Consider the following 14,983-nt stretch of genomic DNA (forward strand, 5'->3'; position numbering starts at 1 on the left):
GCCGACAAGGAGCAGAGAATGCGATATGAATCACGTTTGAAGATGCAGCGTGATATTTGGTCGTTTGAAGATGCGGCGGAAAGGAAAGGAAGACAGGAAGGAAGACAGGAAGGAAGACAGGAAGGAAGACAAGAAGGAAGACAAGAAGGAAGACTGGAAATTCTTAATATTTTACAACAACAAGGATATGACATTAGCTTGATTAAAAATAAACTACCTGAATGAATTGGGTAAATGTTAAGCAAAATCTGTGGTTTTTGGATTGGCTTGAATTTATAAATATTGTCGATACAAGAAATAGAATGCCTGTAAAACACCAAGCAACAAAAAAAGAGCCTCGAAAAACCGAGACTCTTAAAATAAACATCTCAAAGGTTCAGATATGAAAATTCTTCGGTGATATTCAGTTTTTTGTTTTTTAACTTTGTGCGGTTTAGTATTTTTTTAGTGCGTAAAAGGAGAATAAAAATGATTGAAAAAGTAATGTCTCTATATTTGGACACATCAATTTTTGGCGGGTATTTTGACGATGTATTTATGCAAGATACTCGCCCGCTTTTTCAAAATATAAAAGACGGGAAATATATCGCTTTTATTTCAAGTTATGTTATTAAAGAATTGAAAAACGCACCGGATAAAGTAAAAAAACTTTTGGAAGATTTAAATTTTAAATCGCTTGAAGTTTCATCAGAATGTGAAAATTTAGCCGATGAATACATAAATGAAAACGTCGTCGGAGAAACAAGCAGAGACGATTGCCTTCACATCGCGACGGCAACGATAAATAATATTGATATTTTAGTTAGTTGGAATTTTAAGCATATTGTAAATATTCAACGAATAAAAGGATATAATTCCGTCAATATGAAAAAAGGATATAAACAAATAGAAATTAGAAATCCAAAAGAGGTGGTAATTTATGGAGCTGAATAATGAATGCTTGAAAGATTTTCATTGTGTAGATTTTTTTCGAAAAATCAAAGATGAAATAAGCGCTGAATTAAATGCTATGACTCCAGAGGAAAGACACATCTACAATGAACAAGTTAATGCTGAAGCGCGCGATTTTTTAAGAAAAATTAAAAGAGAGGCGGTGAAATAAAAAAAGGAGAGAGCGAATGATACCGTCATTCGGAGGATACCACGACAATTAAAAATCCAAAAGATATGGTGATTTATGAAACAGAGTAACCAGAACGAATTGTATAGAGGGTTTTCAATAACGAAAAACATTGTGGAATAAACGAAAAAATAAGATAAACTCTCGCCGAACACAAAAAAAGAGTCTCGAAAAACCGAGACTCTCAAAATAAAACCTCAAAGGTTCAGATATGAAAAATTTCCGTTAATATTCAGTTTTTTGCGGGATTCTATTTTTGTCTTTAAAAGTATTTCTAATTGCTTGTGTGCTGTTTTGTTTAATAAAACAATTCGTTGGTTTTGCGGTAATTTTTGTTCTATCAAAATCGCATTATAACTTTCTAAATTCGCAAGCACCAAAAGTTGTTCTACGCTTGCGTAATCACGCATATTGCCTTTTTTGCCGAAATTCTCTGTTTTCCATTCTTCGGCTGTTTTGCCAAACAATGCAACATTTAACATGTCCGCTTCATTAGCATAAACATAAAAATTTGCTTTTGCGTAAGCTGAGGCGCTATCAAGTTTTCTTTAATTGCATCGGTATGAATACGATAATTGACTTTAGCAAGTTCTCTTTTCGCTGTCCATTCAAGTTCTTTTTGTTCATTGGTTTTAAGGCGTTGAAATTCTTTTATTATATATAATCTAAACTCAACAGACACCCAATTTGCAAATTCCATAGCAATATCATTATGTGCATAAGTTCCGCCATATTTACCCGCCGATACGATTATTCCTACTGCATTCGTATTTTCTATCCATTTCATAGGTGAAAGCACAAAGCTGTTAAGTCCGGCTTCTTTTCTAAACCCGTCGAATTCGACGGGTTTAAAATTCGGATTGTTCAATCCCTCCCAGATACCCAGAAATTCGATTGTCATACGGTTACGCAGCCAATTTCTTATAACATCGTTTGGATTTTCGGAGTTTTTATATTTTGCTATATCGGTAAGGGAAATATAATTATCCTGTTCTATCGTCTTATATCCGACATCAATACCTTTTACGTTTACTTTGGCCGCCATATTATAAACTCCAACTATTAAACAATACATCGAAAAATACTATTATGTTCTCAAAAAACGTAACAAAGAAATTATAAAAAATTAAGAAATATTATAAACTTATAAATTTGGAAGTGCAATAAAGAAAACAAGAACACTATAAACAAGATAAACTCTCGCCGAACACAAAAAAAGAGTCTCGAAAAACCGAGACTCTCAAAATAAAACCTCAAACGTTTAAAAAACGCTTATCTCCAATTAGGAACGAGCCTTCCGAGTTCATCAGTAGTCCCATTACTGTTTGTGCTCCCGTTAACCAATCGCTCATCCATCTCATTAATGGTAAGATCCATGCCAGAAAGCGCTTGCCCCAATGCTACTCTCAACGCCGCCTTGCCAATAAAATCCGATCCTCCTGAAACAACATCAAAATTGTAATATCTTGAACCGGGGTTTTGGTCGAAACCTATCTCTTTCCATCCAAAGTCCGCAGATACCGCTGTGCCGCTAAGTGCACAATTTGTAAAAGTATCTTGTTCCGCCTTAAACGCATGCTGCATGTTTGCGATAGTGCCCAAAATCTGCGGACCTTCGCCAGCTTTCGCTTTATTCGTCGCAGCCATCATTTTCGGAATGGCGACCGCCGCCAATACGCCGATGATTACTATGACCACCATTAACTCGACCAATGTAAAACCGCTCTTCTTGCTCATAACATACTCCCTTTAAAAATGTTAAACAAGTGATAATAATTTTTTATGAAATAGAATCGACACTCGTCGTTATTCTCAAAATTCACATTTACAATATACTATATAAATTTTAAGTTTTCAAGGGGGGAAGCCAAAAAAAACGAATTTTTTTGTTAAATCGTTTTTTTGTTTTCTTTTCCGCCGCCCCCAAAAAACGTTCATAAGAAATACGCCGACGACGTTTTAAGCGTATAAACCCACTCGTCAAACTTGTCGGGAAGTATCAAAATAATATTCAGGATGTAAATTACCGTTGTCGGACGGCGGGTTTAAACTTTGAGAAAACGGAATATACTCGATCGTTCTTTCCATATTTGCCTCCTCAATCCGCTATTTCTTTTAAACGCGCTTTAATTTCGTTGTCTTTCAACGTCTCTTTTTCAGTTTTGTCATAAATTCCAAGTAAATACAATGTTTGTTTTACAGTATAGAGAAATGTTATTACTCTTGCTCCGCCGCTTTTACCTTTATTTTTACTTTTTATTGCTAAACGAACTTTGTAACAGTCATTCCCGATAGATTCTCCAGATTGCGGTTCTTCCTGTAATTTTTTAAGCAAGGCGGCATAATCTTGTTTTATCGACGCATATTTTTTTACAAGGCGTTTAAGTTCTTTTTCAAATAACGGCGTAGTAATTATATTATAATTCATCAAGTAAATCCCAAGCGGATTTTAATTTAATTTCACCTTTCATATGCGCCTTTACTTGTTGAACCGATTCCTCAAGTTCATCCAAAAAAATCGCTTTTTCATCATGAACAGAAATTGAATCCGGACTGATAAACGATAGATTTTTAAATAATGCCGTCAAGAGCGGTACTTGTCGATTGGGAATATTATTTAAAGTTATTTGTCGCATAAAACCTCCTTTTTTAATTTTTGTTTCCTCGTTTATTTTTTTTAACTATTTTTATTCCTCTAAATATATTATATGCCTTTTCTAAAAGATATGTGTTTTTGGCGCAGGCGATTTATGTCGGACATGTTTTTGTAAAAAAATTTTAGTAATTAAATAACGGTGAATTAAAAATATTGAAATCCTCTTGACATGTTTAAAAAAATGTAGTATATTATTACGACGTACTTAATACAATTTAGACGGAGATAAAGTAAAGAAATTCTTAAAATAAACCGTATAAGGGGAGTTTTTCTAATTTAATGAACGACGGCGAAACACTTGAAAACGACGATCTGTCGAAATTATTGAGATACATAAAGTCAATAAACCAAAGAATAAAATTCCAAAAAGAAAAATTCTCGGAAAAATCAAAAATTTTTGATTTTGATTACGATATTCAGAACTTTGAGCTTATACCGATTCTCAAGTTTTTTAGATAATGAAGTCGGCGGATAAAATTTGCCTAAAACATTAAGATAATAGATAATTAAAATTATTCCGCATATTTATAAAGCGGAAAAAGATTTAACATAAATATTGAGAGGAAAGAATGAAAAAATTTTTATCGATTTCGGTTTTTATATTCGCCGTTTCTTTCGCCGCGGACAACTCGGCGATTTTTACCGGCGTATGGTGCGTCGAGAACGAAAACATGAACATTACCTTTATCGGAAAAGATTCGGTCAGGTTTTGGGCGGACGACGACGCTTCCGTTAACGGAAGCGGACGTTATTCTTTTAACGATTCGCTTTTAATCGCGGAATTGGAGAATTCGGGAATGAAAATGAAAATCACGTACAAGTATTCAAAAACCGACAAAGGGGTTAAGGCGGCGACACGATCGCTTATCGTAAACGCGGATACGATAAAAGCGAATCCGAATCCGATTTTTTTAACGAGGTGTGCGCAAAATTCAAAAAAAGGAAGTAAGTAATGGCGAAAAATTACATTGTTACGGGCGGTTCGCGAGGAATCGGAAAGGCTATAGTGGAAAAACTCGTCAACGAAGGGAATCGTGTCGTTTTTAACTACAACGCAAGCGCGGCATACGCAAACGAGATAGTAAAAAATCTCTCAAAAGACGGGATTGTCGTCAAAGCGTTTGCGGCGGACGTTTCGGATTTCGAGCAGGCGAAAAATTTTATCGATAACGCTCGCGGCGTCTTCGGCGGAGTTATCGACGGTCTTGTAAACAACGCCGGAATTACGCGCGACGGTCCGCTTGCTATGATGGAAACTCAAAATTGGAACGATCTTATAAACATAAATTTGACGGGATATTTTAATACGACCAGAAACGTCGTTATGGATTTGGTTAAAAGCTCCGGAGCTATTGTCAATATCACTTCCGTAAGCGGAATTTCGGGGATGGCCGGTCAAACGAATTATTGCGCGAGCAAACACGGCATTATCGGCTTTACGCGGGCGCTTTGCAAGGAACTGCGCAAAGTTCGCGTAAACGCGGTCGCTCCCGGATTTATAGAGTCCGACATGACCGCAAAATTAGACGCGGAATATTTAAAAGAGATGAAGAAACGGATTCCGCTTAAACGATTGGGAAAACCCGAAGAAGTCGCGGAATTGGTCGCGTTTCTGCTTTCCGACAAAGCCGGATATATTTCCGGTCAGGTATTTACTATAGACGGCGGGATGACCGCGTAATGAAGAAACTGCTTTTCCCGCTTGCGCTTTTCTTGCTTATCGGGTGCTTAAAACAGCCTAAAAAAGAACTTTCGCAGGAAGAGAAGGCTACGCAAACCGAAGCGGCTCGAAAAGCCGACTCTTTGATTAATTTCTCAAAAAAAGTGATAGAAACCCGAGATTTGGCGCAGTCGTTTGCGGGAATTCACAATCATCTTATGGGATCGGGGAATCTCGCTTTTGACGCTCATCAGGATCCTGTAAAAGCCCGGCGAATGATGAAAAATTACGCAAAACTCGCCGAAAGATACAGAGAATACGCTCCGAAAGTTGAAGAAGCGCGGCGCAAAATGATACAATCGTACAAGGAATCGGTCAAAGAAGAAGAGGCGAGAATTTACTAAAACTCGTCGTAAAGTCCGCTTATCGAACAATCTTTATTAGTGTACATTATCGCGCTTGCAAACAAATCCGCCACCGAAACTATTTCTAAATTTTCGTATTTTTTTTCTTCCGGAACAAAAACCGTATCCGTAATAACCAATTTTTTAATCGGAGAATCTTCAATTCTTTTTTTGGCGTTTCCGGACAAAACCCCGTGAACGCAGTAAGCCTGGATATCCTTTACGCCGTTTTTTTCAAGCATTGAAGCCGCTTCGATAAGCGAACCGCCGCTTGCGACCTCGTCGTCGAAAATAAACGCTTTCTTTCCTTTAACGTCGCCGATAATATTGTCCATTTTTGCGGTTTCGCTGTGGTCGTTTCTGCGTTTATCCAAAATAGCCAGCGGCAAACCCAATCTTTTCGCATAATGTCCCGCATGTTTTGCGCTTCCCGCGTCTGGGGCTATTACCACTCCGTCCGTTAAATCGCCGTTGTTTATTTTAGAGCAGGCGTCGCACAAAATTTTTCCGGCTAAAAGATGGTCGCAGGGAATGTTGAAAAAACCTTGAATTTGAGGAGAATGCAGATTCATAGTCATAACGCGGTCGGCTCCGGCCGCTTCAAGAAGGTCGGCGACAAGTTTTGCGGTTATGGAAATTCTCTTTTCGTCTTTTTTATCGCTTCTAACATAAGGATAATACGGCGTAACGGCGGTAATCCTGGACGCGCTGGCATGGCGTGCGGCGTGAATCATGATAAGAAGTTCCATAAGCCCGTCGTTTACCGGAACGCATGACGGTTGAATTATAAATACGTCTTTTCCGCGTACACTGTCCTTGTAAGCGATTTTTATGTTTTCGTTACTGAATTTCATAATGTCGATTTCGCCGAGTTCCACTCCCGCTTTTTTGGCAATCGCCGCCGCTAAAGGACGATTTGCGTTACCTGAAAAAATTTTCAAATCACCTATCATAGAAAACTCCCAAAATGTAAAAAATATGCAAATATTCTGCGAGAAAATATTTTTGTTTAGACGAAAATAGCAAGTTTTTCTTTTGTTTTGCAAAATAATTTGTTTCGGCGTATAGTAAATGTTGTATTTTCAACGTGGGAATTTGTTAATCAGTTTTTAATTTAATCGGAGATTTTATGAACGCGCCTATCGTCGAAATGTTGGTTAAATCCGGACCGGTCGGTCTTGCGGTTTGCTGGACGCTTCTTATCGCGTCGCTTATTTCTTGGGTTGTGATAATCAACAGGTTTTTTTATTTGAACTTTGTAAGCGGAGCGGTAAAAAAATTCAAATCCGAATTTGAAAACCTGAAGTCGCTTAGAGAATACAAAGACGTTCCTCCGCGGCTTAGAGAATCTTATGCCGGAATCTTGATCGGAAATTACATTATGGAATTTAACCGGATCGCTCAAGACTTGAGAAATAAATCCGGCGAAAGTTTATCGTTTTATTTTGAACATCAGACCGCTATCGCCCATGAAAAAGTGCAAACGGAAACAAGCAAAACGGCTCGTCGGCTTAACTGGGGACTGCACATTTTGGCGATAATGAGTTCGACCGCTCCGTTTGTCGGACTTTTCGGAACCGTTTGGGGAATTATGGATTCGTTCTTTGAAATAGGAAACAAGGGTTCCGCTTCGCTTACCGTCGTAGCCCCGGGTATCGCCGAAGCGCTTATAACGACAGTCGCCGGACTTGTCGTGGCGATTCCGTCCGTAGTGTTCTATAATTTGTTTATTCATAAAGCGGAAAGAATAGAAGACGACCTTGACGACTGTTCGGAATTGGGCTTTGCAAAATTGAAAGAAGAGCTGCTGCTTGTTATAGACCGTAAAATCTGATTCGGAAAGGTTTGTTTATATGCCAAAAAGAAAAAGACGAAAAAGAACTATTGAAAGCACGCTGAATCTTACGAATATGATAGACGTGATTTTTGCGCTGCTTATCATATTTATGATAACCGCGCCTATGATGACGCAGGGGGTTCAGGTAAATCTGCCGCGCGCCGACGCCGAAAACATGGAAATCGACCAAACGATTATCGAAATAGCCATTACCAAAAAAAATGAAATATATATCGATAAAAAAAATGTCGCGCTGAATAAATTCGGAACGGAATTTCGTAACGTGTTTCAAAACCGTTTCGATACGCCTATTTATGTTTCCGCCGACAAAGAAGTGCCTTACGGTCTTTTTGTAAAAGTTATTTCGGAAGTACAGAAATCCGGCGGAGTAAAGCTGGGCTTTTTAACCGAACCTCTTGAAAAAGAGTAAAAATGTCCTCTGTCGTTAAATTTTTAGACGGTGAAGACAATCCGAAAGCGGTTCCGTTCATACTTACGCTTTCGATAGCGGTTCACATCGCCGTGTTTATCGTGGTTCCTTTTCTTGTAAGTCTGCACTGGAAACCTAGAATTTTATCGCGTCCGCCTACATTTGAAATAATTCAGATACAAACGCCTCAACCGCAAAGACCTCAACCCAAACACGTACAACCCGCCGCACGTCCTCAGCAAGCGCCTCGGCCGGTCGTGCAGGAACCTAAAATAGAACCGAAACCGAGCGTCGAAAAGAAAATAGAGCCTAAAAGACAGGATACGCCAAAACCCGGCGCCGCGTCCAAACCGGCTGAAGAAGATATTTCAGATTTGGAAAGTTTGTTTGCCGAGCCGACAACGTCGTCTTCCGTATCGCTGCAGATTTCCGAGCCGTTTGAGTATCAATGGTACCTCGACCAATTACAAAGCAAAATCAAAAACAGATGGAAACCGGCGGCAAACGAAAAAGGCGAGGTTATAGTTCAGTTTGTCATAAGCCGTAACGGCTCGATGAGCGGACTGAAATTGATAAGCCCTTCGGGAAGAGGACTTTTAGACAGGCAGGCTATGCAGGCGGTCGAAATGTCCGCGCCTTTCGCTTCTTTACCGAGCGGTTTTTCGGGACAATCGCTGACCGTGAATTTGACCTTAAAGCCGCAAAAATAAATTTTACCGCGTCGGCGTAACGTATTTTTCCGGTGAAACACCTTGAAAAGGAACAAAAAGCATGAAAAAATTATTTGCGTTGTTTTTAACCGTCATTGCCGTTTATTCGCAAAAACAGGTATCTTTGGAAATTTCCGCCGATCAAAGCGGCGTTATTCCGATAGGAATCGTAATATTCCAGCCTGCCGGCAACAGCGAACCGATGGAAGACATCCGCCCATGGATGACAATCGCAAACGATTTGGATTTCACGGGAAATTTTTCGGTAAAAAAACTTAACGAACTCGATTCTGTAAAATTACTTCAGGAACAAATACCGGTTTATATTACGGGAACCTATCTTAAAGTAGGCGATACCGTAACTCTAGATATTTATTTATACGATTCCGGCGCTAAGGATTTACTGCTTGGAAAATCATATAACTTCCATAAAAAAGATGTAAATCTTGCCGCTCACAAATATTCATGCGCAGTCCACAAAACCTTACTGGGCGAAGACGCTCCCTATGAGAGCAAAATTGTTTTTGTTGAAAAAACGAAGGGGAACAAAAACGTCGTTATCTGTGATTATGACGGACAAAACAAACATTATTTGACAAAAGGAGGAATTAACATTATGCCGTCTTTTATCGACGATAAAAATATTTTATGCGTTTCTTACGACAGAGGAAAGCCGGATATTTATTCGATAAACACGCAGCAAGGTAAAAAAACCTCAATCGTTGCGACGCGCAAAGTCGAAAGTTCTCCTAATTATTCGGAAATTAACGGAAGAATTGCGTTCGCCTCTTCAAAAAGCGGAAATATGGAAGTTTACAGCATAAACAAAGACGGAAGCGGCGAGCAGCGAATTACGGTCGGCAATTCGATAAGTACCGCGCCTAGTTGGTCGCCTAACGGTTATAAAATCGCGTTTGTTTCCGACAGAAGCGGTTCTCCGCAAATTTATGTAGCCGATAGAACCGGAGCGAACGTTCAAAGAATTACTTACGGAGGCTCATATCACGATTCTCCCAGTTGGTCGCCGGACGGCTCAAAAATCGCATATACGGCGCAGCGCAACGGGAAAAAAATGATCGCGGTAAGTTCTGTAAACGGCAACGACGAAGAGTTAATAACGGCGTCGATTGCGGGAGCGCAGGAATATCCCAGTTGGTCGCCGGACGGCTCTCATGTTTTATTTACTTTGGGACAGGGCGATAAGACCGATATTTGCGCAATACGCCTTAAAGACAAAAAATTGATTAAAATAACAAACAGCGGCAACGCCGAGCAGTCAAAATGGTCGCATTTTTAAGATGAAATTTTAATTCCAAAATTTCAAACTCTTATCGTTGATTTCAACCGCTTCGCCGTTTAGTTTGAACGTAGCGATATCTCTAACTCTTTTTCCCGCTGTTCCATATTTCCTCGCTTTTATTAAGAATATTATTTACAAAATAATATTCGCCCAAAAAACAAAACGGAGAGCGAAAGTTTCCGTCCGTCTCAAAACGCAACGCCAAAGCGATAACATTGTCGGGTTTTCATAGGAATTGTGTTTCAAGATGCAACATTTATTGAAATGGCACAATATTTGACTAAATAAGGCGAACCGGATAATAAATAGGAGGAAAAATTGAGAGGAAAAAAGCAAGTGTACGAAGACGAACAAAAAGATTCTTCGAAAAAATTTGAGGAACAAACTCAAAAAAAAGAAGATAATGCAAATGTTTTATCCGAACAAATTGAAGCGCATAAAGATAAATATATCCGTTTAATGGCGGAATTTGATAATTTTAAAAAACGTACGGCTGTCGAATATGCCAAAATGGTAGAAAGCGCCAACAAAGCGTTGATATCGGATTTGATTGAAATCCGTGAAACTTTTGAACGGGCGTTTATTTCTAATTCGCAAACCGACGCAAACGCGTTTAAAGACGGTATGAAATTGATATATAATAAGTTTGACGAAATTTTAATTAAGCACGGATTGGAGGCTTTCGGAAATGTCGGAGAAAAATTTGACCCCGCTTTGCACGACGCAATGATGAAACAGCGCGACGCGGAAATTCCGGAAGAATATATTTTGACGATTTTTGAAAAGGGATATAAATTGAAAAATAATATTATACGACATGCAAAAGTCGTGGTTAGCGCCGGAAACTAAAACTAAAATAAACAAGGAGTGTTTTATGGGTAAAATTATCGGTATTGATTTGGGAACGACAAATTCCTGTGTGGCTGTTATGGAAGGCGGGAAGCCTGTCGTAATTGCGAATGCGGAAGGATTAAGAACGACGCCGTCGGTCGTCGCGTTTACGAAAGACGGACAGAAATTGATCGGAGATATCGCTCGCCGTCAGGCGGTGACTAATCCGGAAAATACAATTTATTCTATTAAAAGATTTATGGGACGTCGTCATAACGAGGTCGATTCGGAAGAAAAACTAGTGCCGTATAAAGTTGTCGGAGCGAGCGACGAACTTGTAAAAGTAGATATTTTGGGGCAGAAATACACTCCGCCGGAAATTTCGGCGATGATCTTGCAAAATCTTAAAGCAAGCGCAGAGGCGTATTTGGGAACCGCAATTTCAGAAGCGGTCATTACGGTTCCCGCATATTTCAACGACGCTCAAAGACAGGCGACAAAAGACGCCGGTAAAATCGCAGGACTTGACGTAAAAAGAATTGTTAACGAACCGACGGCGGCAAGCTTAGCTTACGGTTTGGATAAAAAGAAAAACGAAACTATTGCGGTTTACGACCTTGGCGGCGGAACCTTCGATATTTCGGTTTTGGAAATCGGAGACGGAGTTTTTGAGGTAAAATCCACAAACGGCGATACACATTTGGGCGGAGACGATTTTGACCAAGTCCTTATCGATTACATCGCCGACGAATTTAAAAAAACCAACGGAATCGATTTGAGAAACGATAAAATGGCTTTACAGCGTCTTAAAGAAGCGGCGGAAAAAGCGAAAAAAGATTTATCGTCGGCAACTACGACAAATGTAAATCTTCCGTTTATCACGGCTGACGCAAACGGCCCGAAGCATTTGGATTTGTCTATAACTCGTGCAAAATTTGAGCAATTGACCGAAAAATTGGTTGAAAAAAGTATCGAACCCTGCCGTAAAGCGATAAAAGACGCTGGAATTTCGGTAGGCGATATTGACGAAGTAATTTTAGTAGGCGGTTCTACGCGTATTCCCAGAGTCCAGGAAAAAGTTAAAGAATTTTTTGGGAAAGAACCTAACCGTTCGATAAATCCCGACGAAGTCGTCGCGCTTGGAGCCGCAATTCAAGGAGCGATTATTTCAGGCGACGATTCCGTTAAAGACGTTCTTTTGCTTGACGTTACCCCGCTTTCTTTGGGAATAGAGACGCTTGGCGGAGTAATGACGAAACTTATTGAAAGGAATACTACCATTCCTTGTAAAAAGAGCCAGATTTTCTCTACGGCGGCGGACAATCAACCGGCGGTTTCAATTATGGTTTACCAAGGCGAACGTGAAATGGCGGTTCATAACAGGCTGCTTGGAAAATTTGATTTGGCGGACATTGTTCCCGCGCCTCGCGGAGTTCCGCAAATTGAAGTTACGTTCGATATAGACAGTAACGGGATCTTGCACGTATCCGCAAAGGACAAAGGAACCGGCAAAGAGCAAAAAATTAAAATCGAAAGTTCAAGCGGTTTAAGCGAGGACGAAATCAAAAGAATGGTAAAAGACGCCGAAGCGAATGCCGAAGCGGATAAAAAAGAAAAAGAAAAAATTGAAATTAAAAATCAGGGAGAACAAATAGTTTTCCAAACTGAAAAGGCGCTTAAAGAGTCGGGAGCGAATCTTCCGGACGATTTGAAAAAACCTGTTGAAGACGCTGTCGCGGAACTTAAAAAAGCGATAGAAGCGAATGACACTGAAAGCATTCAGAAAAGTATTGATAAAGTAAGCCAAGCGGCAAGCGCGTTTTACCAAGCCGCGCAAACGGCGCAAACGGCGCAAGCGCAGCAAACCAATACCGGCGGCGAAGCGGCGACCGAAAAAGCGGCGGAAAACGCAACGGCCGAAGAAGCGGAATTCGAAGTTGTCGACGACGACAAGAAAGAATAAGATTGTAACAAAAGGGGCGGGTTTTGCCTTGCCCCTATTCCCCATTGAATAGAAAGGAGGGATATATGAAGCAGTTAGTTATTTTAACGTGTGCGATTGCAATAACGGCGTTTGTGTATTTAGTCGGGAAAACACAGTATATAAAAGGCAAGAAATTCGGATGACAAATAAAGCTTGTCGGGGCGTAATATTTTTACGCCTTTTTTATCTATCCTCTTATATGTTGATGCGCTCAAGTTCAAAAGTCATTCTGTGGCGTTTACACGACGGTCTTTGTGTAATCCATTCCGCTAACGCATTCATTGACTCTCTGACAACAATCTCGTTCGAATCGTCGAAAGGCTCGCTTTTTATCACGGGATTTATTATCCAATCAATAAATTTTAATTCTTTATCAGTATAAACTTTCATTTCTAACCGCTTCATTTTCCATTCCTTTTTTGAGATTGTCATAACAAAAAATAATAAACAGCCATCGGTTTATGCAAATTAATTAAAAATCCGAAAAAAGATACCGATTCTTTACAAATTCTTCCGGCAAATCGGAATCAACGCTTATTTTCTCCCCGAAAAGAGAAAATTCCAAGTTTGCGCAGTGTAAAAGATGACGGTTTGTTTCAATGGGGATTATGTCGTTTTTTTTACAAAAATTTATATATTCCTCCATACTTAATCCGTAAGCCGTATCTCCGACTATAGGAACGCTTATATGCGCCAGATGAATACGAAGTTGATGAGTTCTGCCGGTTTTTGGAAACAGTTTCACAAGAGAATGTCCGTTTGCCGATTTTATTGTCTCGTAAAATGTCTGACATGGCTTTCCGTCATGTAAGTTCACTTCACAAAATCGTCCGTTATTATTGTTGTTTTCGGCGTTTTTCATAATTTTTGCTATCGGAACCGAGATTTCACCGTAAAGCGGATTGGGCGTTCCCAAAACGACGGCGAAGTACGTTTTTTTTACACTTCGGTCTGCAAACTGCCGCAATAACTCTTTTAGGGCGTTTTTGTTTAGCGAAATAAGAACTATTCCCGAAGTATTTTTATCCAATCGATTTACAATGTCGGCGGTAGGAAACGGCGGCTCATGCAATTCGCGAAGGTGATATATAAGATTGTTACGAAAATTTATTCCGTGTTTGTGAACCATAAGCCCAAACGGCTTGTCTATCGCAAGAAAATTATCTGTCCGTTTAATTATTTTGTAATTAAAATTCGCTTCCGGTTCGTCAATATCCGGCATATCGTAAACAATAATATCTTTATGAAAAATTATAGATTTTTCATGCAATACTTTCTCGTTTCTAATAAAACGGCTTTCTAAAATCCGTTCTTTCCAGATTTCACGTTCAAGATATGTAAAACGCGTCGCAAGATAATCAATCAGTGAAAAACCGTTGAACGTTAAAGGAATCTTTGACGAAATTTTCATAATTATTAAAACAATTCCGCTTCAAGCATTGCGCACCAAGCATGATAAACCGGCAAATGAAGTTCTTGAATTTTGTGTGTTTTGTTTTCGGAAACGATAACGCTGCAATCGGCAAGTTTTGCAATTTCCCCGCCGTCGTTGCCCAAAAGTCCGACGGATTTTATTCCAAGAAATTTAGCGATTTTAACCGCTTCAAGCGCATTTTGCGAATTTCCCGAAGTACTTACGGCGACAAGCAGTCCGGCGATATTTTTGTAAGCGAAAACTTGTTGCGCAAAAACCATACTTTGATCGATATCGTTTGCGCAAGCGGTAATAATTCCTGTCTGGCTTACAAGCGAGATGGCGGGTATCGCTCTTTGAAGTTTATTGGAAATTTCACCGAAACCCGCATTTATAAATTTTTGATTTTCATTTTCCGGCAACGTTCTTTTTTGCATAAATCCTTTCATAAGCTCTCCGACAATATGTTCGCAATCGGCGGCGCTTCCGCCGTTTCCGCAAACTAAAATTGTTTTATCGTTCTTATACGCTTTTATGCCTAAATCAAAAAATTCGCCGATATTTTCTTTGCATCCCTGCAAAATCGGATAATTTTCAAAGAGTTCGTTAAAAATTTTCTGCGTTACCGCTTTCATTA

Annotated in this window: 22 protein-coding genes; 13 read left to right on the forward strand and 9 right to left on the reverse strand. The window is 39.5% G+C overall.

Translation table 11 applies throughout. From position 1 onward, the window contains the following. The 3 genes from LBH98_10465 to LBH98_10475 all read left to right on the forward strand — a co-directional run. On the forward strand, positions 1 to 225 hold a 225-nt coding region (locus LBH98_10465; GenBank protein ID MDR0305168.1), incomplete at its 5' end, for a hypothetical protein. 243 nt (positions 226 to 468) lie between these two features. Further along, complete coding sequence (locus tag LBH98_10470) at positions 469 to 933, forward strand: type II toxin-antitoxin system VapC family toxin (GenBank protein MDR0305169.1); 465 nt, start codon at positions 469 to 471, stop codon at positions 931 to 933. Beyond that, on the forward strand, positions 920 to 1,102 hold the full coding sequence (locus LBH98_10475) for a hypothetical protein (GenBank protein MDR0305170.1): 183 nt from the start codon (positions 920 to 922) through the stop codon (positions 1,100 to 1,102). Before LBH98_10470 ends, LBH98_10475 begins: the two co-directional genes overlap by 14 nt. A 215-nt stretch (positions 1,103 to 1,317) precedes the next feature. Here the strand turns inward: LBH98_10475 and LBH98_10480 are convergent, their stop codons facing one another. The 5 genes from LBH98_10480 to LBH98_10500 all read right to left on the reverse strand — a co-directional run bounded on the left by LBH98_10480 (position 1,318) and on the right by LBH98_10500 (position 3,756). Next, positions 1,318 to 1,602 carry a hypothetical protein gene (locus LBH98_10480; GenBank protein MDR0305171.1) on the reverse strand — a complete coding sequence of 95 codons (285 nt, stop codon included), beginning with the start codon at positions 1,600 to 1,602 and terminating at the stop codon, positions 1,318 to 1,320. Further along, positions 1,596 to 2,165 carry a KilA-N domain-containing protein gene (locus tag LBH98_10485; protein MDR0305172.1) on the reverse strand — a complete coding sequence of 190 codons (570 nt, stop codon included), beginning with the start codon at positions 2,163 to 2,165 and terminating at the stop codon, positions 1,596 to 1,598. Before LBH98_10485 ends, LBH98_10480 begins: the two co-directional genes overlap by 7 nt. A 227-nt stretch (positions 2,166 to 2,392) precedes the next feature. After that, positions 2,393 to 2,857, reverse strand: coding sequence for a prepilin-type N-terminal cleavage/methylation domain-containing protein (locus LBH98_10490; GenBank protein ID MDR0305173.1), 465 nt, complete (start codon positions 2,855 to 2,857; stop codon positions 2,393 to 2,395). A gap of 361 nt (positions 2,858 to 3,218) precedes the next feature. After that, on the reverse strand, positions 3,219 to 3,548 hold the full coding sequence (locus tag LBH98_10495; protein ID MDR0305174.1) for a type II toxin-antitoxin system RelE/ParE family toxin: 330 nt from the start codon (positions 3,546 to 3,548) through the stop codon (positions 3,219 to 3,221). After that, positions 3,538 to 3,756 carry a hypothetical protein gene (locus LBH98_10500; protein MDR0305175.1) on the reverse strand — a complete coding sequence of 73 codons (219 nt, stop codon included), beginning with the start codon at positions 3,754 to 3,756 and terminating at the stop codon, positions 3,538 to 3,540. The genes LBH98_10495 and LBH98_10500 overlap by 11 nt, the downstream gene beginning before the upstream one ends. Positions 3,757 to 4,055: 299 nt before the next feature. Between LBH98_10500 and LBH98_10505 the strand changes: the two genes are divergently transcribed. The 4 genes from LBH98_10505 to LBH98_10520 all read left to right on the forward strand — a co-directional run bounded on the left by LBH98_10505 (position 4,056) and on the right by LBH98_10520 (position 5,840). Further along, positions 4,056 to 4,235, forward strand: a complete 180-nt coding sequence (locus tag LBH98_10505) for a hypothetical protein (protein MDR0305176.1) — start codon at positions 4,056 to 4,058, stop codon at positions 4,233 to 4,235. Positions 4,236 to 4,345: 110 nt separating this feature from the next. Then, complete coding sequence (locus tag LBH98_10510; protein ID MDR0305177.1) at positions 4,346 to 4,729, forward strand: hypothetical protein; 384 nt, start codon at positions 4,346 to 4,348, stop codon at positions 4,727 to 4,729. After that, complete coding sequence (locus LBH98_10515) at positions 4,729 to 5,457, forward strand: 3-oxoacyl-ACP reductase FabG (GenBank protein MDR0305178.1); 729 nt, start codon at positions 4,729 to 4,731, stop codon at positions 5,455 to 5,457. The genes LBH98_10510 and LBH98_10515 overlap by 1 nt, the downstream gene beginning before the upstream one ends. Further along, on the forward strand, positions 5,457 to 5,840 hold the full coding sequence (locus LBH98_10520; GenBank protein ID MDR0305179.1) for a hypothetical protein: 384 nt from the start codon (positions 5,457 to 5,459) through the stop codon (positions 5,838 to 5,840). The genes LBH98_10515 and LBH98_10520 overlap by 1 nt, the downstream gene beginning before the upstream one ends. Here LBH98_10520 and LBH98_10525 read toward each other — a convergent pair. Then, positions 5,837 to 6,793 (reverse strand): ribose-phosphate pyrophosphokinase, encoded by a 957-nt coding sequence (locus LBH98_10525; GenBank protein MDR0305180.1) that lies wholly within the window; start codon positions 6,791 to 6,793, stop codon positions 5,837 to 5,839. The two genes, LBH98_10520 and LBH98_10525, sit on opposite strands and share 4 nt — an antisense overlap. Before the next feature lie 176 nt (positions 6,794 to 6,969). Here LBH98_10525 and LBH98_10530 point away from each other — a divergent pair, with 176 nt between their 5' ends. From LBH98_10530 to dnaK, 6 genes are all read left to right on the forward strand, one after another. After that, positions 6,970 to 7,674 (forward strand): MotA/TolQ/ExbB proton channel family protein, encoded by a 705-nt coding sequence (locus LBH98_10530; protein ID MDR0305181.1) that lies wholly within the window; start codon positions 6,970 to 6,972, stop codon positions 7,672 to 7,674. Positions 7,675 to 7,693: 19 nt separating this feature from the next. After that, positions 7,694 to 8,107 carry a biopolymer transporter ExbD gene (locus LBH98_10535; protein ID MDR0305182.1) on the forward strand — a complete coding sequence of 138 codons (414 nt, stop codon included), beginning with the start codon at positions 7,694 to 7,696 and terminating at the stop codon, positions 8,105 to 8,107. 2 nt (positions 8,108 to 8,109) lie between these two features. After that, positions 8,110 to 8,817 (forward strand): TonB family protein, encoded by a 708-nt coding sequence (locus LBH98_10540; GenBank protein ID MDR0305183.1) that lies wholly within the window; start codon positions 8,110 to 8,112, stop codon positions 8,815 to 8,817. A 61-nt stretch (positions 8,818 to 8,878) separates the two neighbouring features. Then, positions 8,879 to 10,114: a hypothetical protein gene (locus LBH98_10545; GenBank protein ID MDR0305184.1), complete on the forward strand. Its 1,236-nt coding sequence runs from the start codon at positions 8,879 to 8,881 to the stop codon at positions 10,112 to 10,114. Positions 10,115 to 10,435: 321 nt separating this feature from the next. Further along, entirely contained in the window at positions 10,436 to 10,966 is a 531-nt protein-coding gene (locus tag LBH98_10550; protein MDR0305185.1) for a nucleotide exchange factor GrpE, read from the forward strand. A 25-nt stretch (positions 10,967 to 10,991) separates the two neighbouring features. After that, a complete protein-coding gene (dnaK, locus tag LBH98_10555; protein ID MDR0305186.1) occupies positions 10,992 to 12,911 on the forward strand; it encodes a molecular chaperone DnaK in 1,920 nt (639 codons plus the stop codon). Between the two features lie 216 nt (positions 12,912 to 13,127). On the opposite strand, the gene LBH98_10560 is transcribed toward dnaK, so the two are convergent. From LBH98_10560 to LBH98_10570, 3 genes are all read right to left on the reverse strand, one after another. Continuing rightward, the gene (locus LBH98_10560; protein MDR0305187.1) at positions 13,128 to 13,337 is read right to left on the reverse strand and encodes a hypothetical protein; all 210 of its coding nucleotides are present in this window, start codon (positions 13,335 to 13,337) and stop codon (positions 13,128 to 13,130) included. A 67-nt stretch (positions 13,338 to 13,404) separates the two neighbouring features. Then, complete coding sequence (locus tag LBH98_10565; GenBank protein ID MDR0305188.1) at positions 13,405 to 14,343, reverse strand: RluA family pseudouridine synthase; 939 nt, start codon at positions 14,341 to 14,343, stop codon at positions 13,405 to 13,407. 5 nt (positions 14,344 to 14,348) lie between these two features. Then, a complete protein-coding gene (locus LBH98_10570) occupies positions 14,349 to 14,981 on the reverse strand; it encodes an SIS domain-containing protein (protein MDR0305189.1) in 633 nt (210 codons plus the stop codon). Between the last annotated feature and the right edge of the window lie 2 nt (positions 14,982 to 14,983).

It is taken from the genome of Chitinispirillales bacterium (assembly GCA_031254455.1).
Taxonomy (GTDB): Bacteria; Fibrobacterota; Chitinivibrionia; order Chitinivibrionales; family Chitinivibrionaceae; genus WRFX01.